Annotated in this window: 23 protein-coding genes; 6 read left to right on the top strand and 17 right to left on the bottom strand. The window is 62.2% G+C overall.

The window, feature by feature from the left end; genetic code table 11:
- The first annotated feature begins 52 nt into the window (after positions 1 to 52).
- Positions 53 to 1018: a quinone oxidoreductase family protein gene (locus tag QMK17_RS16390; RefSeq protein ID WP_283510345.1), complete on the top strand. Its 966-nt coding sequence runs from the start codon at positions 53 to 55 to the stop codon at positions 1016 to 1018.
- Positions 1019 to 1034: 16 nt separating this feature from the next.
- Here the strand turns inward: QMK17_RS16390 and QMK17_RS16385 are convergent, their stop codons facing one another.
- Positions 1035 to 2066 (bottom strand): heme o synthase, encoded by a 1032-nt coding sequence (locus tag QMK17_RS16385; protein ID WP_283510344.1) that lies wholly within the window; start codon positions 2064 to 2066, stop codon positions 1035 to 1037.
- Positions 2067 to 2364: 298 nt separating this feature from the next.
- Between QMK17_RS16385 and tkt the strand changes: the two genes are divergently transcribed.
- From tkt to pgl, 5 genes are read left to right on the top strand one after another with little or no spacing between them, the layout of a single operon-like run.
- On the top strand, positions 2365 to 4464 hold the full coding sequence (gene tkt / locus QMK17_RS16380) for a transketolase (protein WP_283510343.1): 2100 nt from the start codon (positions 2365 to 2367) through the stop codon (positions 4462 to 4464).
- A 5-nt stretch (positions 4465 to 4469) separates the two neighbouring features.
- The gene (gene tal, locus QMK17_RS16375; RefSeq protein ID WP_283510342.1) at positions 4470 to 5594 is read left to right on the top strand and encodes a transaldolase; all 1125 of its coding nucleotides are present in this window, start codon (positions 4470 to 4472) and stop codon (positions 5592 to 5594) included.
- Between the two features lie 3 nt (positions 5595 to 5597).
- Complete coding sequence (gene zwf, locus QMK17_RS16370) at positions 5598 to 7169, top strand: glucose-6-phosphate dehydrogenase (RefSeq protein ID WP_283510341.1); 1572 nt, start codon at positions 5598 to 5600, stop codon at positions 7167 to 7169.
- Positions 7166 to 8074 (top strand): glucose-6-phosphate dehydrogenase assembly protein OpcA, encoded by a 909-nt coding sequence (opcA, locus tag QMK17_RS16365; protein ID WP_336620161.1) that lies wholly within the window; start codon positions 7166 to 7168, stop codon positions 8072 to 8074. Before zwf ends, opcA begins: the two co-directional genes overlap by 4 nt.
- Entirely contained in the window at positions 8067 to 8813 is a 747-nt protein-coding gene (pgl, locus tag QMK17_RS16360; protein WP_283510339.1) for a 6-phosphogluconolactonase, read from the top strand. The genes opcA and pgl overlap by 8 nt, the downstream gene beginning before the upstream one ends.
- Before the next feature lie 230 nt (positions 8814 to 9043).
- Here the strand turns inward: pgl and QMK17_RS16355 are convergent, their stop codons facing one another.
- The 16 genes from QMK17_RS16355 to rpe all read right to left on the bottom strand — a co-directional run bounded on the left by QMK17_RS16355 (position 9044) and on the right by rpe (position 26587).
- Complete coding sequence (locus tag QMK17_RS16355) at positions 9044 to 10219, bottom strand: epoxide hydrolase family protein (protein WP_283510338.1); 1176 nt, start codon at positions 10217 to 10219, stop codon at positions 9044 to 9046.
- 46 nt (positions 10220 to 10265) lie between these two features.
- Positions 10266 to 13097 carry a phosphoenolpyruvate carboxylase gene (ppc, locus tag QMK17_RS16350; protein WP_283510337.1) on the bottom strand — a complete coding sequence of 944 codons (2832 nt, stop codon included), beginning with the start codon at positions 13095 to 13097 and terminating at the stop codon, positions 10266 to 10268.
- Between the two features lie 58 nt (positions 13098 to 13155).
- Positions 13156 to 13389: a preprotein translocase subunit SecG gene (secG, locus tag QMK17_RS16345; RefSeq protein WP_283510336.1), complete on the bottom strand. Its 234-nt coding sequence runs from the start codon at positions 13387 to 13389 to the stop codon at positions 13156 to 13158.
- Positions 13390 to 13519: 130 nt separating this feature from the next.
- A complete protein-coding gene (gene tpiA / locus QMK17_RS16340) occupies positions 13520 to 14305 on the bottom strand; it encodes a triose-phosphate isomerase (protein ID WP_283510335.1) in 786 nt (261 codons plus the stop codon).
- Positions 14306 to 14308: 3 nt separating this feature from the next.
- Positions 14309 to 15520 carry a phosphoglycerate kinase gene (locus QMK17_RS16335; RefSeq protein ID WP_283510334.1) on the bottom strand — a complete coding sequence of 404 codons (1212 nt, stop codon included), beginning with the start codon at positions 15518 to 15520 and terminating at the stop codon, positions 14309 to 14311.
- Between the two features lie 4 nt (positions 15521 to 15524).
- On the bottom strand, positions 15525 to 16544 hold the full coding sequence (gap, locus tag QMK17_RS16330; protein WP_283510333.1) for a type I glyceraldehyde-3-phosphate dehydrogenase: 1020 nt from the start codon (positions 16542 to 16544) through the stop codon (positions 15525 to 15527).
- Positions 16545 to 16695: 151 nt separating this feature from the next.
- Positions 16696 to 17679 carry a DNA-binding protein WhiA gene (gene whiA, locus QMK17_RS16325; protein WP_283510332.1) on the bottom strand — a complete coding sequence of 328 codons (984 nt, stop codon included), beginning with the start codon at positions 17677 to 17679 and terminating at the stop codon, positions 16696 to 16698.
- Positions 17670 to 18710, bottom strand: coding sequence for a gluconeogenesis factor YvcK family protein (locus QMK17_RS16320; protein ID WP_283510331.1), 1041 nt, complete (start codon positions 18708 to 18710; stop codon positions 17670 to 17672). Before QMK17_RS16320 ends, whiA begins: the two co-directional genes overlap by 10 nt.
- The gene (gene rapZ / locus QMK17_RS16315; RefSeq protein WP_283510427.1) at positions 18707 to 19573 is read right to left on the bottom strand and encodes an RNase adapter RapZ; all 867 of its coding nucleotides are present in this window, start codon (positions 19571 to 19573) and stop codon (positions 18707 to 18709) included. Before rapZ ends, QMK17_RS16320 begins: the two co-directional genes overlap by 4 nt.
- A 74-nt stretch (positions 19574 to 19647) precedes the next feature.
- The gene (uvrC, locus tag QMK17_RS16310) at positions 19648 to 21819 is read right to left on the bottom strand and encodes an excinuclease ABC subunit UvrC (RefSeq protein WP_283510330.1); all 2172 of its coding nucleotides are present in this window, start codon (positions 21817 to 21819) and stop codon (positions 19648 to 19650) included.
- A gap of 48 nt (positions 21820 to 21867) precedes the next feature.
- Positions 21868 to 22341, bottom strand: coding sequence for a PH domain-containing protein (locus QMK17_RS16305; RefSeq protein WP_283510329.1), 474 nt, complete (start codon positions 22339 to 22341; stop codon positions 21868 to 21870).
- On the bottom strand, positions 22341 to 22838 hold the full coding sequence (ribH, locus tag QMK17_RS16300) for a 6,7-dimethyl-8-ribityllumazine synthase (RefSeq protein WP_283510328.1): 498 nt from the start codon (positions 22836 to 22838) through the stop codon (positions 22341 to 22343). Before ribH ends, QMK17_RS16305 begins: the two co-directional genes overlap by 1 nt.
- A complete protein-coding gene (locus tag QMK17_RS16295) occupies positions 22835 to 24118 on the bottom strand; it encodes a bifunctional 3,4-dihydroxy-2-butanone-4-phosphate synthase/GTP cyclohydrolase II (protein ID WP_283510327.1) in 1284 nt (427 codons plus the stop codon). The genes ribH and QMK17_RS16295 overlap by 4 nt, the downstream gene beginning before the upstream one ends.
- Before the next feature lie 82 nt (positions 24119 to 24200).
- Positions 24201 to 24812: a riboflavin synthase gene (locus QMK17_RS16290; RefSeq protein ID WP_283510326.1), complete on the bottom strand. Its 612-nt coding sequence runs from the start codon at positions 24810 to 24812 to the stop codon at positions 24201 to 24203.
- Positions 24813 to 24893: 81 nt separating this feature from the next.
- Positions 24894 to 25910, bottom strand: a complete 1017-nt coding sequence (gene ribD / locus QMK17_RS16285) for a bifunctional diaminohydroxyphosphoribosylaminopyrimidine deaminase/5-amino-6-(5-phosphoribosylamino)uracil reductase RibD (protein ID WP_283510325.1) — start codon at positions 25908 to 25910, stop codon at positions 24894 to 24896.
- The gene (rpe, locus tag QMK17_RS16280; RefSeq protein ID WP_283510324.1) at positions 25907 to 26587 is read right to left on the bottom strand and encodes a ribulose-phosphate 3-epimerase; all 681 of its coding nucleotides are present in this window, start codon (positions 26585 to 26587) and stop codon (positions 25907 to 25909) included. The genes ribD and rpe overlap by 4 nt, the downstream gene beginning before the upstream one ends.
- Positions 26588 to 26724: the final 137 nt, after the last annotated feature.

Genomic DNA, 26724 nt, shown 5'->3' with positions numbered 1-26724 from the left:
GTAACTTCGAGCGACAGTAAACCCACCCGGCAAGCCGTGTAGAAACGAACGCATGCGTGCAATCGAGATTCGTGGCAACGGCGGCCCAGAGGTATTGACCCCGATCGAGCTACCCGAACCGGTTCCCGGAGCTGGCGAGCTGTTGGTACGCGTCGAGGCTGCCGGAATCAACTTCATCGACACCTACTTCCGCAGTGGCCTCTACACCCGACCACTCCCCTACATCCCCGGGGACGAGGGTGCAGGCATCGTCGAACACGTGGGTCCTGGTGTGACGGAGTTCCTCGTCGGGCAACGCGTCGCGTGGGCCTCCGCGCCGGGGAGCTACGCCGAAAAGGTCATCGTGCCCGCCCGGGTAGCCGTTGCCGTCCCGGACGGCGTTCCTCCGGAACAGGCGGCGTCCGCACTGCTCCAGGGCATGACAGCCCACTACCTGATCGAGTCCACCTACCCCGCCCGGACCGGCGAGACCGTCCTCGTCCACGCGGGAGCCGGAGGCGTCGGACTTCTCCTCACGCAGCTCGCCGTTGCGAAGGGCGTACTCGTCGTCACCACTGTGTCGACGACGGAGAAAGAGGAACTCTCCCGGGCAGCGGGCGCGACCGAGGTCCTGCGATACGAGGACGACATTCCCGAGCGAGTACGTGCGCTCACCGGCGGCGCTGGGGTCCACGCCGTGTACGACGGAGTTGGTGCTGCAACTTTCGAACAAAGCCTCGCTTCGCTGCGCGTGCGCGGCACTCTCGCGCTCTTCGGCGCTGCCAGTGGGCCCGTTCCGCTGTTCGACCCACAGCGCCTGAACTCGGCGGGATCGATTTTCCTGACGCGTCCAACACTCGCCCACTACGTTCGCGACCGAAGCGAACTCGAATGGCGCGCGGGGGACGTGTTCAAAGCGGTGGCGGACGGTGTTCTGGACATCAGAGTCGGTGCGAGTTATCCACTCGAGGAAGCCCGAGCCGCACACACCGACCTGGAAGCGCGGCTGACCACGGGATCGATTGTGCTCGTGCCGTGAACGGTGCAGGCGACGGTCAGGACAGCAGTTGCGACAGAGTGTCCCACCCGACGACCGAGTCCACCGCCAGTCCGCAGAAGACCAGCGCCAAATACTCGTTGGACAGGATGAACAGCTTCAGCGGCTTGACCGGTGTTCCGGCACGAACCCCCGCATAGAGGCGATGAGCGACGGTGAGGAACCACACTCCCGACCCGAGCGCGACGACCGCGTAGATGACGCCGGACCCCGGTGTGAGAGCGAGCGTGGCCAGGACCGTCGCCCACGCGTAGATGACGATGTGTTTGGTGACCTTGGTTTCCGAAGCCACCGCAGGAAGCATCGGAACATTGGCTGCTTGGTAATCCTCTTTGTAGCGGAGCATGAGTGCCCAGGTATGAGGCGGTGTCCACAGGAAGATGACCAAGAACATCGCCAGGGCCTGCCAACCGATGGTTCCGGTCACTGCCGACCAGCCGATCATCACCGGCATGCAACCCGCAGCACCTCCCCACACCACGTTCTGAGATGTACGTCGCTTGAGGACGAGCGTGTAGACGAAAATGTAGAAGCAGATCGTGACAACAGCGAGGATGCCGCTGAGCAGGTTGGTTGTGGCCCACAGCCAGAAGAACGAGACGATTCCCAGGGTCACACCGAACACGAAGGCATGCGAGACCGGCATCGCACCGCGCGCGAGCGGTCGCTTGGCCGTTCGCGCCATTATCTTGTCGATGTCGGCATCGGCCACCATGTTCAGGCAATTGGCGCTGGCAGCCGCCAGCATTCCACCGAACAGCGTCGTCAGAATCAATCCTGGCTGTACGTGCCCTCGATCTGCCAGGAGCATCGCTGGAATTGTTGTGACCAACAGCAGCTCGATGACACGGGGTTTGGTGAGCGCCACATAGGCGAGCACGAGCGCGAACGCCCTCTTGCCCGCTGATTTCGGAGCCTCGGAAGCCCGATCCGCATCGACCTGCTCGGCATCGCCGCTGGTCGTATGGTCATCGGGTTGCCGCTGGCTGCCTACGAATCCGTGGCCGCCCGGCTGCTGCCCAATTCGCACTTACGTCTCCTTGCACGGCCTCGAAACACATGAATGTTGCGCACACACGACGTGTATCCCGTGCGCACTACTACAGGCGATGGTAGACGTCCAGCCTTCCGTCACCAATTCCTAGGGCACCCAAAGTGAGCAAGGTGTCGTCTCCCGGTAACACGAACTCAATCAACAGGGGGAAGTCACGACAGTAGGCTCGACCGGAACTAGGCTGGTGATCGGCGTGTTTTCGATCCACGGCGATCGGGCACGCGAAGGCCAAGTTGGTCAGCTCACTCGTACGAATGTCAGGAGACCTCTGCTCGTGTCGATCACAGACGATATTGACGTCCTCACCACGGCGCACCACCCCAGCGACTGGACGGACTTGGACACCAGGGCGGTCGATACCGTCAGAGTCCTCGCAGCGGACGCGGTACAGAAGGTCGGCAACGGTCACCCAGGCACTGCGATGAGCCTGGCCCCGCTTGCCTACACACTCTTCCAGCGAACGATGCGCCACGATCCGACCGATACCCACTGGATCGGACGCGACCGCTTCGTTCTGTCCTGCGGACACTCGAGTCTGACGCTGTACCTACAGCTCTACTTGGGTGGATTCGGTCTCGAACTGATCGACATCGAGTCGCTTCGCACGTACAAGTCGAAGACACCGGGGCACCCCGAGTTCCGCCACACCGACGGAGTCGAGATCACCACCGGTCCGTTGGGTCAGGGATTGGCGTCGGCCGTCGGCATGTCGATGGCATCCCGCCGCGAGCGTGGCCTGTTCGATCCCGAGCCCGCTCTCGGCGAGAGCCCGTTCGACCACTTCATCTTCGTCATCGCATCCGATGGCGATATCGAAGAGGGCATCACGTCCGAGGCGTCGTCGCTGGCCGGCACGCAGCAGCTCGGTAACTTGATCCTGTTCTACGACGACAACAAAATCTCGATCGAGCATGATACCGACATCGCGCTGTCCGAGAACACGGCCGCTCGCTACGAGGCCTACGGCTGGCATGTCCAGGTCGTCGAGGGCGGCGAGAACGTCGCCGCTATCGAAGAGGCCATCGACGCCGCAAAGGCGGTGACGGACAAACCGTCGATCATTGTCCTTCGTACGATCATCGGCTTCCCGGCTCCCACGATGATGAACACCGGTGCCGTACACGGCGCTGCTCTGGGCGACGAGGAGATCGCGAAGGTCAAGAAGGCTCTCGATTTCGATCCGGACAAGAAGTTCGAGGTCACCGACGAGGTCATCGGCCACACCCGCGGCCTTCAGGAGCGCGGACGCAAGGCCCACGCCGAGTGGAACACCGAGTTCGATGCATGGGCCGCGCGCGAGCCCGAGCGCAAGAAGCTCCTCGATCGACTCACCCAGGGCACTCTTCCCGAAGGCTGGACCGACGTCCTCCCAACATGGGAGCCCGGCAGCAAAGCGATCGCCACCCGCGCCGCATCGGGCGACGTGCTCAGTGCCGTCGGACCGGTTCTGCCCGAGCTGTGGGGTGGTTCCGCCGACCTCGCGGGGAGCAACAACACCACGATCAAGGGTGCGAAGTCGTTCGGTCCCACCTCCATCTCGACCGACGATTGGGATGCCGAGCCCTACGGACGCACCCTGCACTTCGGCATCCGTGAGCACGCCATGGGTGCCATCCTGTCCGGCATCGTCATGCACGGTCCGACCCGTGCCTACGGCGGCACCTTCATGCAATTCAGCGATTACATGCGCCCCGCAGTGCGCCTCGCGTCGCTCATGGACATCGATCCGATCTACGTGTGGACACACGACTCGATCGGCCTCGGCGAGGACGGACCGACCCACCAGCCGGTCGAGCACCTCGCTGCGCTCCGAGCGATCCCGAACCTGTCGGTCGTTCGCCCCGGCGATGCCAACGAAACTGCGTACGCCTGGCAGGCAGTCCTGGCGAAGTCCAGCAGTAGCGGACCCGTCGGACTCGCACTGACGCGTCAGGGAATTCCCATTCAGGAAGGCACAAGCTACGAGGGCGTGTCGAAGGGTGGATACATCCTCGTCGAGTCCTCCAAAGCTGCGCCGGACGTGATCCTTATCGGAACCGGATCGGAACTGCAGTACGCCGTCGAAGCCCAGAAGCAGCTCGAAGCTCAGGGCATTGCCGCACGCGTCGTCTCGATGCCGTGTGTCGAGTGGTTCGAAAGCCAGGATCAGAACTACCGCGACCAGGTACTCCCCCCGACCGTGAAGGCTCGTGTCTCGGTGGAGGCCGGTATCGCAATGCCGTGGTGGAAGATCGTCGGCGGCTTCGGCGAGATCATCTCACTCGAGCACTACGGTGAGTCTGCCGATGCCAAAACGCTGTTCCGCGAGTTCGGGTTCACAGCCGAGGCCGTCACCGCAGCCGCACAGCGCTCGATCACCAACGTGAAGGGATAACAACCATGACCCAGAACAAGAATCTTGCCGATCTGTCCGCAGCAGGCGTATCCGTCTGGCTCGACGATCTGTCCAGGGACCTCATCAGCTCCGGCAACCTGCAGGAACTGATCGACACGAAGAGCGTCGTCGGTGTCACCACCAACCCTTCGATCTTCCAGGCGGCGCTCAGCAAGGGCGACGCCTACGACGCGCAGGTCACCGAGCTCGCCGAGCGCGGCGCCGACGTGGACGCCACCATCCGCACGGTCACCACGGACGACGTCCGTAATGCCTGTGATATTTTTGCGCCGGTCTTCGAGTCCTCGGCAGGCGTCGACGGCCGCGTCTCCATCGAGGTCGACCCTCGCTTGGCGCACGACACCGAGAAGACCATCGCCCAGGCGATCGAACTGTGGAAGATCGTGGACCGCCCCAATGTCCTGATCAAGATTCCCGCAACCGAGGCCGGGATCCCGGCCATCGCCAAAGTCATCGGCGAAGGCATCAGCGTCAACGTCACACTGATCTTTTCCGTCGAGCGGTACGAACTGGTGATCGGTGCCTACCTCGAAGGGTTGGAAGCCGCACGCGCCGCCGGCCACGATCTGTCCAAGATCCACTCGGTCGCGTCGTTCTTCGTATCCCGCGTCGACACCGAGATCGATGCGCGTCTCGGCAAGATCGGCACTCCCGATGCGGAGGCGTTGAAGGGCAAGGCCGCCCTGGCCAACGCTCGTCTTGCTTACGTCGCCTACCAGCAGTCGTTCGAGGTCGCACCGCGATTCCACGAGCTCGCCGGTTCCGGTGCACGTCCGCAGCGTCCGCTCTGGGCTTCGACGGGTGTCAAGAACACCGCCTACCCCGACACCCTCTACGTGACGGACCTCGTCTCGCCGAACACGGTGAACACCATGCCGGCAAAGACGATGGATGCCGTCGCCGACCACGGGGAGGTCACCGGCGACACCATCTCCGGCAAGGGCCCCGAGTCGCAAGAAGTGTTCGACGCGCTGTCGGCAATCGGCATCGACATCACCGATGTCTTTCTGACGCTCGAGAACGAGGGTGTCGAGAAGTTCGAGTCGTCGTGGAACGAACTGCTAGAGGCCACCGGCGAGCAGCTTCGCCAAGCAGGCCAGAAAAGCTGATACGTGAGCACCGCAGAAACGAACCCGAAGGAATCCAGCTCACCGAACAATGCGGAGTGGACGAATCCACTCCGCGACCCACGTGACAAACGTCTTCCGCGGATTGCAGGGCCCTGCAGCTTGGTGATCTTCGGTGTCACAGGTGATCTGGCCCGTAAGAAACTCATGCCTGCGGTGTACGACCTGGCGAACCGGGGGCTCCTACCTCCCGGTTTCGCCCTGGTCGGCTTCGCCCGACGCGAATGGGACGACCAGGACTTCGCCAAGATCGTCCACGATGCAGTCCGCGACCATGCTCGAACGCCGTTCAGCGAAGAGGTATGGGACACCCTCGCCGAGGGTTTCCGTTTCGTGCAAGGTTCCTTCGACGACGATGCCGCGTTCGACCAACTGTCCACCACACTCACCGAACTGGACGAGACACGTGGCACCGGCGGAAATCACGCGTTCTATCTGTCGATCCCACCCGGAGCATTCCCGGTTGTACTCGAGCAGCTCTCGCGGTCCGGGCTGGCCTCGGGCGACGAAGACAAGTGGCGACGCGTCGTCATCGAGAAGCCGTTCGGCCACGATCTCCAGAGCGCCAAGGAACTCAATGCCGTTGTGAACCGAGTGTTCCCCGAGGACACCGTGTTCCGCATCGACCACTACCTCGGCAAGGAGACGGTCCAGAACATTCTGGCGCTGCGTTTCGCAAACCAGTTGTTCGACCCGATCTGGAATGCCCACTACGTCGACCACGTTCAGATCACAATGGCCGAGGACATTGGTTTGGGCGGTCGCGCGGGCTATTACGACGGCATCGGTGCTGCCCGCGACGTGATTCAGAATCACCTGCTCCAGTTGCTGGCTATCACCGCGATGGAGGAGCCCGTCAGCTTCAGTCCATCCGAGCTGCAGTCGGAGAAGATCAAGGTTCTCTCCGCAACCAAACTCGCCGAGCCGTTGGGCGAGACATCTGCACGCGGACAGTACGCGGCAGGCTGGCAAGGCAGCCAGAAGGTGAAGGGGCTCAAAGAAGAAGAGGGATTCGATTCCGAATCCAGCACGGAGACCTACGCAGCCATCACGCTGGAGGTGGACACTCGACGGTGGGGCGGAGTCCCGTTCTACCTTCGTACCGGCAAAGCGCTCGGACGTCGCGTCACCGAAATTGCGATGGTCTTCAAACGGGCACCACACCTACCGTTCGACGCGACCATGACCGAGGAACTCGGCCAGAATGCACTCGTCATCCGCGTTCAGCCCGACGAGGGGGTCACGATGCGATTCGGATCCAAGGTGCCGGGCTCGAGCATGCAGGTTCGTGACGTGAGCATGGACTTCAGTTACGGGCAGGCGTTCACCGAATCCTCCCCGGAGGCCTACGAACGTCTGATCCTGGACGTTCTGCTCGGCGAGCCTTCCCTGTTCCCGGTGAACGCCGAAGTCGAGCTGTCGTGGAAGATCCTCGATCCAATTCTCGAATACTGGGCTTCCGGTGGAACAGCCGAGCCGTACGAGGCAGGAACCTGGGGCCCCACCTCGGGAGACGAAATGATGGCACGCACCGGCCGAGAATGGAGAAGACCGTGATCGTCGACATTCCCGATACCACGACGGCCGAAGTAGGTAAGCAACTCGTCGAGCTGCGCGAGTCGGGCGGCGCAGTCACCATCGGCCGCGTTCTGACGTTGATCGTCGCGACCCGCGACAACGACCAAGCCGAGCGAGCAATTGCAGCGGCCAACGAGGCGTCCCGTGAACATCCGTGTCGCGTCATCGTGCTCACGCACGGTGATCGTTCCGCAGACCCCACACTCGACGCCCAGATCAGGGTCGGCGGCGACGCCGGCGCATCGGAGGTCGTCGTATTGCGGCTGAACGGCGAGTTGGCCGATCACGAGCACAGCGTAGTCATTCCGTTCCTGCTCCCTGACACTCCCATCGTGGCGTGGTGGCCTGACGAAGCACCGAAGGTTCCGGCCAAGGACCCACTGGGTCGCTTGGCAATTCGTCGTATCACTGACGCGACGAATGCACCGGACACGACAGCGGCGATCAAGAGCCGGTTGGAGAGCTACACCGACGGCGACACCGACTTGTCCTGGAGTCGCATCACGTACTGGCGGGGTCTACTGGCCACTGCACTCGATCAGGCTCCGCACGAAAGCGTCGTCTCGGCGACCGTCTCGGGCCTGGCTGAAGAGCCTGCACTCGACATCCTGGCCGGGTGGCTCGCGTCGAAGCTCGACGTTCCCGTTCACCGCAAGACCGGTGAACTTCGCGTCGAGCTCGAGCGTGAGACCACCAGTATCTCGATCACTCGGCCCCAAACAGGAAAGACGGCAACGCTTCGTCGAACCGGCCAGCCGGACGCCGAGGTCGCGCTCGCACGACGTGGGACAAGGGAATGTCTCGCCGAGGAGCTACGAAGGCTCGACACCGACGAAATCTATTTGCTGGCACTGAATGGACTGTCGAAGGTGAGCTATGAGTAAAACGTCGGTACTGCAGTTTCTCGACGCTCAGGCGCTGGTGGATGCCGTACGGTCCCGTTTTGTCGACGTTGTCGTTGCCGCGCAGACGGAACGCGGTTCGGCATCGGTCGTGTTGACCGGAGGGGGCACCGGCATCGCGCTACTCGAGGCACTGAGAAAAGACTCGGGCGCCATCGACTGGTCCAACGTGGACGTGTATTTCGGTGACGAACGGTTCCTTCCTGCCGGTGATCCCGAACGGAACGAAGTTCAGGCGTCCGAGGCCCTCCTCGACCACGTCGACGTTCATCCGGATCGGGTGTTCAGAATGGCGGCCTCCGACGGTCCGCACGGAAGCGATCCTGAGGTGGCGGCCGTGACGTACGCCCAGATCCTCGGTTCACGCTCAGGTGGGGACCACACCCCCGCTTTCGACGTACACCTTCTGGGCATGGGCGGTGAGGGACATATCAATTCGCTGTTCCCACACACCGATGCTGTTCGCGAGAAGGATCATTACGTGGTTGCGGTCGAGAACTCCCCCAAGCCACCGCCGGTGCGAATCACGTTGACATTGCCCGCAGTTCAGCGAGCGAGACATGTATGGCTGCTGGTTGCCGGCGCCGCGAAAGCCGACGCGGTTGCCGCAGCGGTCGGAGGTGCCGATCCCGAGGACGTACCGTCCGCGGGAGCTGTGGGCTCCGAGTCGACAGTGTGGTTTCTCGACACCGATGCAGCCTCGGGATTGTCCACCGACTGAACGCCTTTCCGCAGCCGACGCAGGCGGCGCCCATCCCCGGTCAACCGGGTTCGGCACCGCCTGCCTCTGTTCCCGGGGCTTTCTCGCTGTCGTCTTCGCATCGGGCACATCTGGGTCCCTCGATGCCGAACCGACGGCGGCCCTGTGTGCGGTAAACGCTTCCGTCGCGCCACGATTCGATGTCTGTCCTGCAGTACGCCACTGAAACCTCCCGAGTTCGACATGCCCTATCAGTTCTGACGCGACAGGTCCTCATCCGGTTCCACGATGAGCGAGGCAAAGAATTCACGGAGATCGGCGATCAGATCCTCGGGGGTCTCCATGGATGGGAAGTGTCCACCGTGGTCGAACTCGGTCCACCGAACGACGTTGTTCTGCTTCTCCGCCAGTCCCCTGATGCTCGAGTCCCTTGCGAACACCGCAACACCCGTCGGAACCCCCGACGACAGCAATGGCATCCCCCAGACGCCGGATTCTTTGTACAGGCGCATCGACGAGCCGATCGTCGCGGTGAACCACAGAATGCTGATGTTCTTCAACAGCATGTCTCGGTCGATGGCGTCGTCGACTGTAGCGGTGGCAGGGTCGACATACGTGTTCACCACATCTACGACCCAGGACAACAAACCCGAGGGCGAATCGGTGAGTGCCGGTGCCAGCGTCGCGGGTCGCGTCGAATGGATGCTCGCATACGACGAGGTTTCCGCACTGCTCCAATCCTGAAGGTCGACAATCTTCTGCTGATCTTCGGGCGAGTATCCGGTGGTGTCCTCGTCCCACGCCGGGATCGTGAGTGGCCCGTTGAGGTGGACGCCAAACACTCGATCCGGCGCGATCCGTCCCAGTTCCGGCGCGATGAACGACCCTGCATCGCCTCCATGAGCGCCGTAACGGCCGTAGCCGAGCCCGGCCATCAACCGCGAGATCAGCGCGGCGGACTTCGCGGTGTCCGCCTCACCAGGCCGTACCGTCGGCCCCGAGAACCCGAACCCTGGAAGCGTCGGAACGACGACGTGAAACGCTTGAGCAGACTCGGCACCGAACGCCGCCGGATCGGTGAGCGGACCGATCACTTCCGAGAAGTCCTCGAACGGCCACCCGTGAATCAACACGAGCGGAATCGCGTCCCTGACCTCCGAACGGACGTGAACGAAATGCATTCGTTGACCATCGATCTCGGCGACGAACTGCGGAAACCGATTGAGCTCCGCCTCGGCGGCTCGCCAATCGAACGTCTCCCGCCAGTACTGGGCGAGCTCCCGTAGATACGACGTCGGGACGCCATGAGACCAGCCGACACCGGGCAACCCGTCGGGCCACCGGGTGTCGGCCAGTCTACGATTCAGATCGTCCAGGTCGGCCTGCGGAATCGATAGCTCGAACGGTTCGATGCTGTACGAAGTCATACCGACGACGCTAAGCGCCGTCGCGGACAGCTTCGGTCCTCGTTTCCTACCCGCTGTTGCGCAGGGCGGTTGCGAGACCGTTCATGGTCAACAGGATTCCGCGTTTGACTCGTTCGTCGTCATCACCCGCTCGATACCGACGCAACATCTCGACCTGCATCTGGTTGAGAGGCTCGAGGTACGGGAATCGGTTGTGCACCGAGCGTTCCAATGCCGGATTGTCCTCGAGAAGTCGCGAATGGCCGGTGATCTTCAGGTACATCGCGATCGTCTTGGCATGTTCGGCCTCGATCATTCCGAAGATGTGCGCCCGTAATTTCTCGTCGGGCACCAATTCCGCGTATCGCGCAGCAATGCCGAGATCCGACTTCGCCATGACCTGTGCCAGATTGGACAGCACGGTCTGGAAGAACGGCCATTTGCGGTACAGATCGGTCAGTACGGCCAGTTTGCTGTCGTCGCCGTCCACCCACTCCTCGAAAGCGGACCCGGTGCCGTACCAGCCCGGAAGCATCACTCGGCACTGACTCCACGACATGACCCACGGGATCGCCCTCAAGTCGTACACGGAGTTCGTGGGCTTGCGTGACGCAGGCCTGCTGCCGATGTTGAGTTCGCCCACTTCGGCAACCGGTGTCGACGTACGGAAATACTCGACGAACCCAGGCTCCTCGTGAACGAGGCGACTGTAGGCGGCACGGGCTTTGGCGGCAAGATCGTCCAGAACGTCGTAGGCCGGTTCAGCACCGTCGCCGAGGCCCTCGACATCGAGCAGCGTGGATTCGAGGGTGCCGGCTACGAGCGATTCCAAGTTTCTCCGTGCCATCGACGGTTCAGCGTATTTCGCGGCGATGATCTCGCCCTGCTCGGTCAATCGGAGTGAACCCTGTACGACGCCCGGAGGCTGCGCGAGTATCGCGTCGTAGCTGGGGCCACCGCCACGACCGATCGTTCCGCCACGACCATGGAACAGCCGCAATCGGATTCCGGTCTTGCGGGATGCTTCGAGTAGGTCGAGTTCGGCGCGGTAGAGAGCCCAGTTCGCCGCCAGGTAACCACCGTCCTTGTTGGAATCGGAGTACCCCAACATGACTTCCTGGTTCATTCCTCGTCCGGCGACCAGCGCGTGGTAAACCGGAACGTCCAACGTCGCCACCAGAGTCGCTGCACCCTGCTGAAGGTCCTCGATCGTTTCGAACAGCGGAACCACTCCGACCGTCGAGGTCGGCGCCGAACCGTCGACACCCGGATCGAAGATTCCCGCTTCTTTGAGCAGCAGCGTCGCCTCGAGCATGTCACTGACCGATTGGCACATGCTGATGATGTAGTTCTGGATTGTCTCGGGACCGAGATGGTCGATCGCAACCTTCGCCGCTCGTACGATGCCGAGTTCCTTGGTCGCCAGTTCACTCAATTCGGCAGTGGGGCCGACGAGCGGCCTGCGCGTGGTCAGTTCACGAGAAAGAACGGCAACACGCTCGTCTTCGTCGAGAGACAGATAGTCGGGATGAACCCCCGCCCACGCCAACAACTCGGCAACGACGACCTCGTGGGTCTCGGAATTCTGACGCATATCGAGGGCCTGCAGATGGAAGCCGAACGTCTCTACGGCTTGCCGAAGCGCCAATAGGCGATCGTCGGCGATCAGCCCGTCTCCGTCCGCTCGCAACGCTCGATCGATGGTGTCGAGGTCGTTGAGAAAATCCTGTGGGACGGCGTAGGGCACCGAGCCGATGTCGAGTGTCGGGACCGGTACTGAATCGAGCACGGCAACGGCTGTAGCCGACAGGCGCGCCCGAATTCCCCTCACCGCCACGCGATACGGCTCGTCGTCTCGGCGGTCCTCGGAATCTCCGGATTCAGCGGCCAGCGAGGACAACTCGTCGGTGATCGCGACGAGGCGAATCGACATCGACAGTTCCTTCTCCAGCGCCACCAACTGGTCCATGTAATGCGCGAAGGCCACGTGACCGGCCTGATGAGTGGCGGTGTGGACGACATCGCCCGTGACGTTGGGATTCCCATCGCGATCACCACCGATCCACGACCCCGGCCGCAAGATAGGCCGCGGAAGCAGGTCGTCCTCGGGCCACCGTGACCGGAGCGCACTGCGGACGTCGGCATTGAGCGCCGGTATGACATCGAACAGCGATGTCTCGAAATATCGGAGCCCTACTTCGATCTCATCCTGAATCCGTAAGCGCGATAAGCGAATCAATGCCGTCTCCCACAAGGTCAACACCTGACGGCGGATCTGAACATCGACGAGGGCTAGCTCTTTGGTTGCAACGGCGGCTTTCGATTCCTGGGCAGCGACCGCGGCCTCTCGCCTACGCATGAGTTCGGTTATCTTCGACTGCACATCGAAGATGGTGCGTCGTCGAGTCTCAGTGGGATGGGCTGTGATGACTGGTGACACGAGCGCATCGGTCAACGCAGCGGCAATCTGCTCGCGGGTGAGATTCGCAGCGTCCAACTTGAGCCATGTCGCGTCGAGACTGCTGTCCTGCGGCGGGTCCTCACGATCGAGATGGATGGCTCGTCGTCGTTCGCGGTGCAGATCCTCTGCAAGATTGGCCAGAAGCGAAAAATGACTGAACGCCCTGATCAACGGAATCGACTGGGCCACATCGGCATTTGTGTAAATCTCGATCAAATCGTCACGATCGACCTCGGAACGTCGCACAGCGAACGATTCCACTCGGGCCCGTTCGACAAGATCGAACACCTCGTCGCCTTCGTGCTCTCGAATGATGTCTCCGAGAATGCCACCGAGATACCGGATGTCCTCGCGCAGAGGTTCTGTCAGCTCACGACCCTGAGTAGTCGGTGTGACGAACGCCGGCGAACCGGCCGATTCGAAGGAAGAAGTACTCATGAACCCAGTATCGTCCACTGCGCCGCGGGGCGCTCGTCGACGCGGAGCTAAAGCTTACTCAGGAGAATTTGATTTCAAGACCGATTCCGAGAATGGCAATGAGCCACACGATTGCGGTGAAGATGGTGAGCCGGTCGAGGTTCTTCTCGACGACGGTGGAGCTCGACAGAGACGATTGGACACCGCCACCGAACAAGCTGGACAGGCCGCCGCCCTTACCCCGGTGCAGCAGCACCAGAAGAATCAGCGTCAAGCTGGTGACCACCAGCAAAATATCCAGGAACAGTTCCATGTCCGCCTCACATCGATTCAGCTCACAACCCGTGACAGCCTACCTGCCACACGAACACGGCCGTGCCACCGCCTCTCGAGGTCGGTGACACGGCAGGTTCTGCTCTACTACGACACTCGCGTCGGTTCTATCAGGGAAGTGGTCCACCTGCGGCGATGGCCGACAATGTGGCGAACTCGTCCGCCTTGAGCGAAGCACCACCGACGAGCGCGCCGTCGACGTCGGCTTGGCCGACGATCTCACCGACGTTCTTGGCATTGACCGATCCGCCGTACAGAACTCGAACGCCCGCCGCGATATCGGCCGAAGCAAGCGTTTTCAATTCCTCGCGAATTGCCGAGCACACTTCTTGCGCATCCGCAGCACTGGCCACTCGGCCGGTACCGATTGCCCACACCGGCTCATAGGCGATGACAACTTTCGAGATGTCGTCGGCGGACAGACTCTCCAACGATCCGCGCAACTGCGCGACATTGTAGGAAACGTGCTCGCCTGCCTCGCGGATGTTCAGTCCTTCACCGATGCACACGATGGGGGTGAGCCCGTGCTTCAGTGCAGCTTTGGTCTTCGCCAACACCGTTGCATCATCCTCGCTGTGCAAGGTGCGACGCTCGGAGTGACCGACGACTACAAACGTGCAGCCGAGCTTGGCCAGCATCGAACCGCTGATCTCGCCGGTGTACGCGCCCGATTCCTGCGCCGAGACGTCCTGAGCACCGTAGGTGAGCAGGAGTTTGTCGCCCTCGATGAGCGTCTGAACACTGCGGATGTCGGTGAACGGCGGGATAATCGTCACGTCGACCTTGTCGAAGTACTTCGCAGGCAGCGAAAATGCGATCTTCTGCACCAGCGAGAGAGCCTCGAGGTGGTTCAGATTCATCTTCCAGTTACCGGCGATGAGCGGCTTGCGTGCCATCTTCTAGCCTTCCAGAGCCGAGAGACCGGGAAGTTGCTTGCCCTCGAGGTATTCGAGCGACGCGCCTCCCCCGGTCGAGATGTGCGAGAAACCGTCGTCGGGCAGTCCGAGAGCTCGCACGGCAGCCGCCGAGTCCCCACCACCGACGACGCTGAATGCGCCTTTGGACGTCGCTGAAACAATCGCCTCGGCGAGCCCCTTGGTGCCTGCCGCGAACTTCTCGAACTCGAACACGCCCATCGGGCCGTTCCAGAACACCGTCTTGGCTGCGCGCAACACCGCACCGAACCGTTCGACGGACTCGGGACCGATGTCCAGACCCATCCAGCCTTCGGGGATCTCGTGCGAGGGCAACGTTTTCGCCTCGGCCGACGCCGAGAAGGAATCGGCGACAATGACGTCCTTCGGCAGGTGAATGACGTCGCCGAACCGTTCGAGCAGATCCTTGCAGGTGTCGATCATGTCTTCCTGCAACAGCGACGTTCCGACTGGTAGTCCTTGCGCGGCGAGGAACGTGAAGCACATTCCGCCGCCGATGACCAGGGTGTCGACCTTCGGCGCCAACGCCTCGATGACTGCCAGCTTGTCCGAAACCTTCGAACCACCGAGCACGACCGCATAAGGGCGCGCCGGTGACTCGGTCAATGTCTTGAGAACCTCGACCTCGGTAGCGACGAGGTCGCCCGCGTACGACGGCAGCAACTTCGCGACGTCGTAGACCGACGCCTGCTTGCGGTGCACGACGCCGAATCCGTCGGACACGAAAGCACCCTCACCATCGGTGAGTGCAACCAGTTCCGCTGCCAACGCCGCACGTTCGGCTTCGTTCTTGCTCGTCTCACGTGGGTCGAATCGGATGTTTTCCAGCAGAAGCACATCACCGTCGGTCAGGCCTTCGGCGCGAGCCTGCGCATCCTGCCCGACGACGTCGCCCGCCAGCTGCACGTGCCGACCGAGCAGCTCACCGAGCTTGGACGCCACCGGCGCCAGAGAGTACTTCGCTTCGGGCTTGCCGTCCGGACGCCCGAGGTGCGCGGTGACGATGAGCTTGGCACCGGCGTCGAGCAGCGCGTTCAACGTCGGAAGCGAGGCAACGATACGACCGGGGTCGGTGATGACACCGTTCTCGATGGGAACGTTGAAATCCGACCGCACCAGCACGGCACGGCCGGAGACACCGGCTTCGATCAGGTCCTGCAGAGTTTTGACTGCCATGTGATCAGAGAGACTTTCCGACGAGTCCGATGAGGTCAACGAGACGGTTGGAGTAACCCCACTCGTTGTCGTACCAGGAAACGATCTTCACCTGGTCGTCGATGACCTTGGTCAGGCCCGAATCGAAGATCGACGAGTGCGGGTCAGTGACGATGTCCGAGGACACGATCGGATCCTCGGTGTACTTCAGAATGCCCTTCAGCGGGCCCTCGGCAGCAGCCTTCATTGCGGCGTTGATTTCGGCGACCGTGGCCGACTTCTTCAGGTTCGCGGTGAGGTCGGTGACCGAACCTGTGGGGATCGGCACCCGGAGCGCGTAGCCGTCGAGCTTGCCGAGCAGCTGCGGAAGGACGAGGCCGATTGCCTTGGCTGCACCGGTTCCGGTCGGGACTACGTTGAGGGCAGCAGCGCGTGCACGACGAAGGTCGCTGTGCGGGCCGTCCTGCAGGTTCTGGTCCTGCGTGTACGCGTGGATGGTCGTCATGAGGCCCTTGACGATGCCGAACTCGTCGTCGAGAACCTTGGCGATCGGTCCAAGGCAGTTGGTGGTGCACGAGGCATTGGAGATGATGTTCTGGCTGCCGTCGTACTTGTCGTCGTTGACGCCCATCACGATCGTGATGTCCTCGCCCTTGGCGGGAGCCGAGATGATGACCTTCTTGGCCCCTGCATCGATGTGTCCCTGCGCCTTGGCAGCATCGGTGAAGATACCGGTGGACTCGACGACCACATCTACGCCCAGCTCGCCCCACGGAAGTGCCGACGGGCCTTCACGCAGCGACAGTGCCTTGATCTTCCGGTCACCGACGACGATGGTGTCGTCACCCTCGAGGCTCACGTCGTACGGGAGACGGCCGAGGATGGAGTCGTACTTCAGGAGGTGGGCCAGGGTCGCGTTGTCGGTGAGGTCGTTGACAGCCACGATCTCGATATCGGTGGTGCCCAGAGCTTTCTGCGCATCGACCGCCCTGAAGAAGTTACGTCCGATGCGGCCGAAGCCGTTCACGCCTACCCGGATCGTCACTGTTTGCTCCTAAGTTGTTGAACCAATTTCGCATTTCGCGCATGGAGGTATGCCCACATGCGGTTTACACACTAGTGCTCGGCGCCTCATCGCGCGCGCATCACCCACGCCACTCCTGGACCGGCTTGGACGTTCTTACCGGCCTGGCCGCTCAAGCCTCGTCGAGAAGGTCGGCCGTGACCGCCGACTCGGTATCTGGAATGCCGGTGTCCTTGGCCTTGCGGTCGGCCATGGACAACAGCCGTCGGATTCGGCCCGCAACCGCGTCCTTCGTCATCGGTGGATCGGCGAGCTGGCCGAGTTCTTCCAGCGATGCCTGCCGATGCTCCACCCGAAGGGCGCCCGCAGATGCGAGGTGGTCGGGAACGTCGTCGCCGAGTATTTGCAGTGCGCGTTCGACACGCGCGGCAGCGGCAACGGCAGCGCGAGCAGATCGCCGGAGGTTGGCGTCGTCGAAGTTCGCCAATCGGTTCGCAGTGGCGCGCACCTCTCGTCGCATCCGACGCTCCTCCCACACCAAGCGCGTGTCCTGTGCGCCCATTCGTGTGAGAAGCGCACCGATCGCTTCACCGTCTCTGACCACGACGCGGTCGGTACCGCGCACCTCACGAGCTTTCGCTGCGACTCCGAGGCGACGTGCTGCGCCGACGAGGGCCAGCGCTGCCTCCGGACCGGGACAGCTGATTTCGAGCGCCGAAGACCGACCAGGTTCGGTCAAAGATCCGTGAGCGAGGAACGCACCCCGCCATGCAGCTTCGGCATCACCGACCGTTCCACCGACTACCTGAGCCGGCAGCCCTCGAACGGGGCGGCCCCTCATATCGAGCAGCCCAGTTTGCCGTGCGAGAGCTTCCCCGTCTCGTGCCACCCGCACCACGTACCGCGAACTCTTCCGAAGGCCACCGGCACTGAGCACGTGTACATCGGACGAGTACCCGTACAGGTCGAAAATCTCGCGTCGAAGGCGCCTGGCAATGGAACCCAGATCGACCTCTGCCTCGACGACGACCCGTCCCGCAACGATGTGAAGACCACCGGCAAAACGAAGCAGAGCCGAGACCTCGGCTCGCCTGCAACTCACCTGCGTGATCGCGAGCCTGCTCAGCTCGTCTTTCACCTCCGCTGTCATGGCCACGAAGTGATCCCCTCTCTGAGCTGCGGACTCGACGCGGCGTCGCCCTGTGGGGAGACGATGCTACCGAGGGCCGCAGCCAACTTTCCGAAATGATGAGCGTGAGTACCGGCTTCGGCGACGTCGACGTAGACGACCTCGGCCTCCAGCCTGGTCGCCGCTCGCGCGACGTGCTCGCGTTCGGCCCCTGGAGGCACGAACGCGGAGTCGACCACGATGTAGTCCACTCCGAAATCAGGTGCGTGTTGGGACAGTACGTGCAGGTGCCGCTCGGCGGAGAATCCAGTGGTCTCCCCCGGTTCCGGCGCCAGGTTGAGCACAAGCACCTTCGGGGCAGAGGATTCTGCCATCGCGCGGAGCAACTCGGGAACGAGAACGTGAGGAATGACACTCGAGAACCACGAGCCCGGACCGAGAATCACCAGATCGGCAGCGGCAATTGCGTTGACGGCCTGAGGCGTCGCCGGCGGATCCTGCGGTATCAACCGGACACGTCTGACCTTGCCAGGAGTCGTCGCCACGGCGACCTGCCCGCGGATAACCCGGCTCACCCTCGGATCGTCTTCGAGCCCCGACACATCGGCTTCGATATCCAAAGGAATCGGTGCCATCGGAAGGACCCGTCCTTCGATACCGAGCAGGCGTGCCGATTCCTCCAGCGCAAGCACGGTGTCCCCCAGTACCTCGGTGAGCCCGGCAAGGATGAGATTGCCAACGGAATGACCCGCCAACGCACCCGATCCGCCGAAGCGGTGTTGCAGCACATCGGTCCACATCTGGGTCCGCGGTTGCTCCGACGCCAACGCCGCCAAGGCCATTCGAAGATCGCCGGGGGGCAGCATCCCGAGCTCGGCACGCAGCCTCCCCGAGGATCCACCGTCGTCTGCGACGGTCACCACTGCAGTCACATCCGAAGCCAGCCTGCGGGCAGCGCTGAGCGTCGCATACAAACCATGTCCACCGCCGAGTGCGACGATCTTCCTGGATTTCCGGTCGCCGACTCCCGACACCGGCGGAACCGAACCCTCGCTCATTCGCGACCCACGTCGCGGTGCAGTACACGCACCGACAAGTCGTCGTGGCGATCCAGCAACGCAGCCAACGCCTCGGTCATTGCCACACTCCTGTGCTTACCCCCGGTACATCCGACCGCCACCGTCATATAACGCTTCCCCTCCCGCCGATACCCATCGACCGTCAATTGCAACAGATGCCGAAAGGTGTCCAAGTAGTCTTGCGCTCCATCTTGACCGAGCACGTAGTCCCGCACTGCTGCTTCGCGACCAGTGTGCTCGCGAAGCTCGGGCACCCAGTGCGGGTTCGGCAGAAATCTGACGTCACAGACCACATCGGCGTCGATCGGCAAGCCGTACTTGAATCCGAACGACTGCACCGTGACCCCAATCATCGCCGCTTCGGAACCGTTGAACGACGCCTCGATCTTCCGTCGCAACTGATGGACCGACAGCGAGGTCGTGTCGATGGTGACGTCAGCGGCTGCCTTCACTTGCGACAGACGCACACGTTCCGCTGCGATGCCTTCGGTGAGGGTGCCGTCCTGTCCGTCGTTCTGCAGAGGATGACTGCGACGATTGGATTCGAACCGCTGGATGAGTACGGCGTCGGTGGCATCGAGAAACAACACTCGATTTCGGACGCCCTTCGAATCGAGTTCCTTGACGACCCAGCCGAGATCACCGGTGAACAACCGGCTCCGGACGTCCATGACCAACGCCAACCGTTCGATCCGAGGCTTCGATTCCAGTCCGAGATCGACCATCTTGGAGATCAGTTCGGGAGGCAGGTTGTCTGCCACGTACCAACCGAGATCCTCCAAAACTTTGGCCGCAGTACGCAGCCCCGCCCCGGAGAGTCCGGTGACCAGGGCCACCTCGATAGCAGGCGGCGGTCGATCCTGGTCTTCGCCCTCCGAATTCTGCGAAGGTTCGGCTTGCTGGGTGTGCGGTTCACTCACGTCAAAGCCTGCCCTGTCGAAGTTGTCTCGTGCCGACCCCGAACCCGTGCACCTGTCTCGTCTTCTCGATCATCATTCCCCACCGATGCCGCCGGCGCGTCCGAACCCTCCGCAGCCGACCGAGCGGCACTGTTCGACGGGTCACTGTTCGACTGATCTCCGCCCAATCGGTCAGCATCGGGTTGCTCGCCGCCCAACGCGGTCAGAACTGCTTTTGCGGTCATTTCACCGATGCCAGGAACCTCGGTGATCTCGGCGACCGTAGCCTGTTTGAGGTTCGCGACGGAGCCGAAGTGGGTCACCAGGGCAGTGCGCCGCGTTTCACCGAGACCTCGAACCGAGTCGAGAGCTGATGCCGTCATTCTCCGTGATCGCTTGCTGCGGTGGAATGTGATGGCAAACCGGTGTGCCTCATCGCGAACACGTTGCAGCAGATACAGCGATTCGCTCGTGCGGGGAAGGATCACAGGGTCCGACTCCCCTGGCACCCATACTTCTTCGAGACGCTTGGCGAGACCGACCACGGCGACGTCGGTGACGCCCAACTCGTCGAGAACTTCCGCTGCGGCCGCGACCTGAGGTGCGCCGCCATCGACGACGAAGAGGTTGGGCGGATACGCAAACCTTCTCGGGCGTCCGGTCTGCGGATCCAACGCAGCTTCGGGAGCGAGATCACCACCGGATTCGGCACCCACGTCAGCACTGTGGCGCAAAAAACGTCTCCGCGTCACTTCAGCAATGCTGGCCACGTCATCGGAATGGCCGTCGCCTGCCGCCTCCTTTATCGCATAGTGGCGGTAGTCGCTCTTCTTCGCCAATCCATCTTCGAAAACAACGAGCGAGGCGACGACATCGGTGCCCTGCACGTGCGAGATGTCGATGCACTCGATGCGCAGCGGTGCGGAATCGAGATCGAGCGCTTCCTGAATTCCCTGCAACGCGGCCGATCTGGAGGTGAAGTCACCTGCACGTTTGAGTTTGTGTTGCTGCAGTGCTTCTTTCGCGTTGCGCTCGACGGTTTCCGCAAGCGCTTTTTTATCGCCCCGCTGTGGTACCCGTAGTTGTACGTTGGAGCCACGAAGTCCGGACAACCATTGCTGTACCTCGTCGGCGTTGGCCGGAAGCACCGGCACCAGCACTTCTTTGGGAACGGCATTGGCGCTGCCGTCGTCGTTGCCCGGCGCCCGCGTCGAGAGGGCTGCTTCCTGTCCGTAGAACTGGGTGAGGAATTGCTCGACGAGTGCCGGCAGGTCGGATTGATCATCGTCACGTTGCCCGTCGATCACTTCTCCTGCCTTCTCCACCACCCATCCGCGTTGCCCGCGTACTCGGCCTCCGCGGACGTGGAACACCTGAACCGCGGCTTCGAGCGAATCGGTCGCGAAAGCGACGAGATCCGCGTCGGTTCCATCGCCGAGCACAACTGCTTGCTTCTCCAGCGCCCGACGAAGGGCCCCGACGTCGTCCCGCAATCGTGCCGCGGTCTCGAAGTCGAGATCGTCGGATGCATCCTGCATCTTCTTCTCGATCTGACGGACCAATTTATCTGTCTTGCCGGACAGGAAGTCGCAGAAGTTCTCCACGATCACCCGATGCTCGTCAGCGGAAACGCGCCCCATGCAGGGCGCCGAACACTTGTCGATGTAACCGAGCAGACACGGGCGACCGATCTGCTTGTGTCGCTTGAACACTCCACTCGAACATGTTCGAGCGGGAAAAACTCGCAGCAGGAGGTCGAGTGTTTCCCTGATGGCCCAGGCATGCGCGTATGGCCCGAAGTACCGCACGCCTTTGCGCCGCGGACCGCGGTACACGAACAGTCGCGGGTATTCCTCGTTCATCGTGACAGCGAGCATCGGGTACGTCTTGTCGTCCCGATACCTGACGTTGAACCGCGGATCGAATTCCTTGATCCAGTTGTACTCGAGTTGCAGCGCCTCCACCTCAGTGGTGACGACCGTCCATTCGACCGAAGCCGCGGTGGTGACCATCTGTCGCGTACGAGGATGCAGAGATGCAACGTCGGCGAAGTACGAGTTAAGTCGGCTCCGCAGGCTCTTGGCCTTGCCGACGTAGATCACGCGTCCGTGTGGATCACGAAATTTGTACACGCCGGGTTCGACCGGGATGGTTCCGGTTGCCGGGCGATATGTAGCGGGGTCGGACACGTATTCCAGGTTAGCCGCAGCTACCGACGGGAAATACCGAGCAAGGACTCACTGTTCGGATTGGTGGGGTTCAGCGGATACGCGCGCGTACTTCGCTTCCAATGAACGGAACGTCCGTACGGCCGCTACAGCGTGGTCACGATCGTTCGACTGGATTGCCATGACCGAGATGAACTCGTCGTCGGGAATGTCGACTCGCGCCCACATGGCGCCGTCGGGAAACGACAGACCTTCTACGAGATCCCATTCGATGAGCCGCTCGGACAAGATGTTTCTCACTGCCACGCCCTCTGCACCCACCCGAACACGCGGCCGTGTGAGCAAGAGCGCAATCGCGGCGAGCAGCACGCCGATTCCCGCGAGCGCCAATTGGTCAGCCGTGCGGAAGTAGACGCCTGTCGGTGATACACGCAGCAGAATCGCTACCGTCACGTGCGCTATGACGAGCACCGTTGCAGCGGCGATCGCGTAGCGCGCCGACTTCACCGAGCGAACTTCCAATTCCCATCGATTGTCTGCCATTATCGAAAATCCTGGTTCGTCCACGGTTGCCGCAGATGCTTGAGCGTCAGCGCTGTGTCGATCGCCGCCGCGGCGGCCTGCGCTCCCTTGTCCTCTTTCGATCCGGGTAGACCCGAGCGATCGAGGGCCTGCTGTTCGTCGTCGGTAGTGAGCACTCCGTTCGTCACCGGGGTGCCTTCGTCCAGCGACACCCGCGTGAGACCGGCCGTGACTGCATCGCACACGTACTCGAAGTGCGGTGTTCCTCCGCGAATCACGACACCGAGCGCAATGACAGCATCATGATTGCGCGCGAGAGTCTGTGCAACGACGGGCAGCTCGATCGCTCCGGCAACTCTCACGACGGTAACGTCGATGATGCCTGCCTCGGCGACCTTTTTTCGCGCGCCGTCGAGCAACGCTTCGGAAATGGTGCGATGCCATTGTCCAGCGACGATCGCGACCTTCAGGTCGGCTGCACCCTCCAGTTGAAGTTGGGGTTCGCCTTCACCGCTCATAAAGTGTTCCCCGCTTGATCGGGTGTGTCGGCTGGGTTGGCTTCCTCGTAATCGTCGAGACCGATGAGGTCGTGGCCCATGCGATCACGCTTGGTGCGCAGATAAGTCAGATTCTCGGCATTTGCACGAAGCGGCATCGGGACACGTTCGGTGACGTGAAGGCCGTATCCATCGAGCCCGACACGTTTGGCCGGGTTGTTGGTGAGAAGTCGCATCGAGGAGATTCCGAGGTCGACGAGTATCTGCGCGCCGATCCCGTAGTCGCGCGAGTCTGCAGGCAACCCCAGTTGCAGGTTGGCGTCGACAGTGTCCGATCCTGCATCCTGCAGTTGATAGGCCTGAAGCTTGTGCAGCAGTCCGATTCCGCGTCCTTCGTGGCCACGCATGTACAGCACGACGCCGCGACCTTCCTGGGCGATCATGTCGAGTGCAGCATCGAGTTGAGGCCCACAGTCACACCGGAGGGAACCGAAGACATCGCCCGTGAGGCATTCGGAGTGGACTCGGACCAGAACGTCGCTGCCGTCACCGTCCGGTCCGGCGATGTCGCCCCGAACAAGTGCAACGTGTTCGACCTCGTCGTAGACGCTCTGGTAGCCAACGGCACGGAAAGTGCCGTGCGCCGTGGGAATTCGGGCGTCGGCGACACGAACGACGTGCTTCTCGTGCTTGCGTCGCCACGCGATGAGATCGGCGATCGAGATAAGTGCGAGATTGTGTTCGTCAGCGAAGACCCGTAGCTCGTCCGTCTGAGCCATTGCGCCTTCGTCCTTCTGACTGACGATTTCGCAAATAACTCCGGCGGGGCGTAGATCGGCCATTGTAGCGAGATCCACAGCAGCTTCGGTATGGCCTGGTCGACGGAGGACGCCGCCCTCCTTTGCGCGGAGTGGGACAACATGCCCTGGCCGGGTGAAATCATCCGCGCCCGTGTTCGGATCGGCGAGAAGCCTCATGGTCGCGGCTCGGTCCGAAGCCGAGATCCCGGTACCGATCCCCTCGCGAGCATCGACCGTCACCGTGTACGCGGTGCCGTGCTTGTCCTGGTTGGTGGCATACATCGGCGGCAAACCAAGACGGTCGCAATCGTCACCGGAGAGCGGAACGCACAAGTACCCCGACGTATAGCGCACCATGAACGCCACCAGTTCCGGAGTTGCCTTCTCGGCGGCGAAAATCAGATCGCCTTCATTCTCACGATCCTCGTCATCGACCACTACCACGGCCTTGCCCGCGGCGATGTCCGCGACGGCACGCTCGATACTGTCGAACCTTGTCACGTCCTACGCTCCATACGTCCAGTTCCGCGCCCTGAAGTGTCCGGCACGGATACATCGTCAACAGTACTTTCTCACCTGTCCGCTACTCAGAGAGGGTCGCAAGGCGCTCCACGTACTTCGCGATGACGTCGACCTCCAGGTTGACCGGTGTGCCGACACCCGATCGGCCGAGGGTGGTCAGGTCGAGCGTCGTCGGAATCAGCGAGATCTCGAACCAGTGGCCTCCATCGGCTTCCTGTCCGAGACCGGACACGGTCAGCGACACGCCATCGACGGTGATCGAGCCCTTCTCCACCACGTACCGGGCAACCGAAGTGGGCATCGCGACGCGGACGACAGTCCAGTTCTCCGAGGGCGAGCGATTCACAACGGTTCCGGTTCCGTCGACATGGCCCTGCACGAGGTGTCCACCGAGACGACTATTGAGCGAGGCTGCGCGTTCGAGGTTGACGCGGCTGCCGACATCGAGTCGCTGCAGGCTCGATCGGTTCAAGGTCTCCTGCATCACGTCGGCGGTGAAAGCGCCGTCGGCCAGCACGTCGACGACCGTCAGGCAGACTCCGTTCACTGCGATCGAATCGCCATGACCGGCGTCGGAGGTCACGATCGGGCCCTTCACGGTGAATCGAGCAGCGTCGGTCAGGTCTTCCTTGCCGACGATCTCTCCCAATTCTTCGATTATTCCGGTGAACACTTTCACTCTCCTGTTCGGTGAAGACCGCGTGGCCTCGTTGCGTTACCTCGAACCGCGCTGTATTTGTAATTGCAGCGTCAGCTATGTGGTGGGCACTGCGCTGACGAGGATGTCCGCACCAAGAGTTTTCACACTCTCGATCGAAAACCTCAGCGCGTCGGAAATTGTTCCGACACCGGCGTATCCCATGGCCGACACCCCCGATCCCAGTACCACCGGCGCGATGTAAGCGACGATCCTGTCGACGACGCCCGCTTCGAGGAATGCACCTGCAAGCGTCGGCCCGCCTTCGATCAATATGTCGGTGTGCTCGGAGAGCGTGTCTATCACGGCTTGCGGGTCGTGGGTGCACAGGAACATCGTGGGGGCGTCCACATTGCGGATACGAGCGGACTTGGAAATCTCTCGCGTCCCGACGACGACGCGTACCGGTTGGTGTGGCGCACGAGAGCCGTCGGGCAGGCGAGCCGTCAGTCGGGGGTTGTCTGCCTCGACGGTGCCTGTTCCGACGACGATCGCATCGAGCTTGGCGCGCTCGGCATGCGCGTGTTCACGCGCCGGGGGGCCGGTGATCCATTGGCTCGTGCCATCGGCGGCAGCGCTGCGCCCGTCGAGGCTGGCGGCATATTTCAGGGTGACGTGGGGCCTGCCGGTGCGCTGCTTGTGCAACCACGCTCTCAGGGGGCCTGCCGACACGGTGTCGGCGCCCACTCCGCTGCTCACCTCGATACCAGCCGCCGCGAGCGTGCGCGCGCCTCCCTCGGCGATCGGGTTCGGATCCGCGACGGCATAGACGACCCGTGAGATGCCCGCTTCGATCAATGCCCGTGAGCACGGGCCGGTGCGACCGACATGGTTGCACGGCTCCAGCGTCACCACCGCCGTGCCCCCGCGGGCCTTGTCGCCCGCTCGTGTCAACGCAACAATCTCTGCATGAGGCCCGCCGGGAGGTTGCGTCGAGCCGACTCCGACCACGCGCCCGGCGATGTCGAGAACGACCGCACCGACCGGAGGGTTCGGGCTCGTGCGCCCACGCGCCGCTTCCGATGCCTCGACCGCCATCTGCATGGCGTCGTCGATGGAAGCGGAGGCGGTCATCCGATCGACAGATGCGCCGAGGCTCTGCCCGCCTGCGCGCGGAGGCTTCGAACGGCCGCGGCAGGATCAGCGGTTCCGTACACGGCCGAACCGGCGACGAAACAATCGATACCTGCTTCGGCTGCCTGCTCGACGGTGTCGACGTTGATGCCACCGTCGATCTCGACGACAAGTTTCAGTTCACCCGAATCGACCAGGTTGCGCACGATGCGAGCCTTGCTCAACACCTCCGGCATGAACGACTGACCGCCGAATCCGGGCTCTACGCTCATCACCAGGAGTGTGTCGAACTCACGGAGGATTTCGAGATACGGCTCGATGGGAGTGCCCGGCTTCACGCTCAGGCCCGCCTTTCCGCCCGCAGCTCGAATATCCTTTGCCACCGAAATTGGATCGTCGGTGGCCTCGGCGTGGAACGTCACGTTGTAAGCGCCTGCTTCGGCGTACGGCGGCGCCCAGCGTGCCGGATCCTCGATCATCAGATGGCAGTCCAGCGGAATATCCGTTGCTTTCAACAGACTCTTGACCACGGGAAGACCGAGAGTGAGATTGGGAACGAAATGGGCATCCATCACGTCGACGTGCAACCAATCGGAACCTACAACTGCTGCAGCTTCCTCGCCCAGTCGAGCGAAGTCGGCGGAAAGGATGGACGGTGCGATCATCGGAGCTGCCACGATAGGACATCTTAGCCTGAATACACCGATGAAGTGACAACTGAGCGCGAGTTGTGAATACGAAATGCCCTGTCGTGGTGAAAGAATCAATCTTGTCTAGGGAAAGATTCGGCCACTACGAAGGGCATCTCGCAGAT

This window comes from Rhodococcus sp. G-MC3 (genome assembly GCF_030063335.1).
Classification (GTDB): domain Bacteria; phylum Actinomycetota; class Actinomycetes; order Mycobacteriales; family Mycobacteriaceae; genus Rhodococcoides.
The sequence above is the reverse complement of the archived record's forward strand: the minus strand, read 5'-3'. Positions and strand labels throughout refer to the sequence as shown.

Coding starts and splice junctions, on each gene's coding strand:
- ribH (WP_283510328.1), bottom strand. CDS start 22,838: ATGAGCGGTGAAGGCGAACCCCAACTTCAACTGGAGGGTGCAGCCGAC.
- QMK17_RS16320 (WP_283510331.1), bottom strand. CDS start 18,710: ATGAGCGAGGGTTCGGTTCCGCCGGTGTCGGGAGTCGGCGACCGGAAA.
- pgl (WP_283510339.1), top strand. CDS start 8,067: ATGAGTAAAACGTCGGTACTGCAGTTTCTCGACGCTCAGGCGCTGGTG.
- QMK17_RS16305 (WP_283510329.1), bottom strand. CDS start 22,341: ATGGCAGACAATCGATGGGAATTGGAAGTTCGCTCGGTGAAGTCGGCG.
- tpiA (WP_283510335.1), bottom strand. CDS start 14,305: ATGGCACGCAAGCCGCTCATCGCCGGTAACTGGAAGATGAATCTGAAC.
- QMK17_RS16355 (WP_283510338.1), bottom strand. CDS start 10,219: ATGACTTCGTACAGCATCGAACCGTTCGAGCTATCGATTCCGCAGGCC.
- ribD (WP_283510325.1), bottom strand. CDS start 25,910: ATGACCGCCTCCGCTTCCATCGACGACGCCATGCAGATGGCGGTCGAG.
- secG (WP_283510336.1), bottom strand. CDS start 13,389: ATGGAACTGTTCCTGGATATTTTGCTGGTGGTCACCAGCTTGACGCTG.
- ppc (WP_283510337.1), bottom strand. CDS start 13,097: ATGAGTACTTCTTCCTTCGAATCGGCCGGTTCGCCGGCGTTCGTCACA.
- QMK17_RS16335 (WP_283510334.1), bottom strand. CDS start 15,520: ATGGCAGTCAAAACTCTGCAGGACCTGATCGAAGCCGGTGTCTCCGGC.
- QMK17_RS16390 (WP_283510345.1), top strand. CDS start 53: ATGCGTGCAATCGAGATTCGTGGCAACGGCGGCCCAGAGGTATTGACC.
- tal (WP_283510342.1), top strand. CDS start 4,470: ATGACCCAGAACAAGAATCTTGCCGATCTGTCCGCAGCAGGCGTATCC.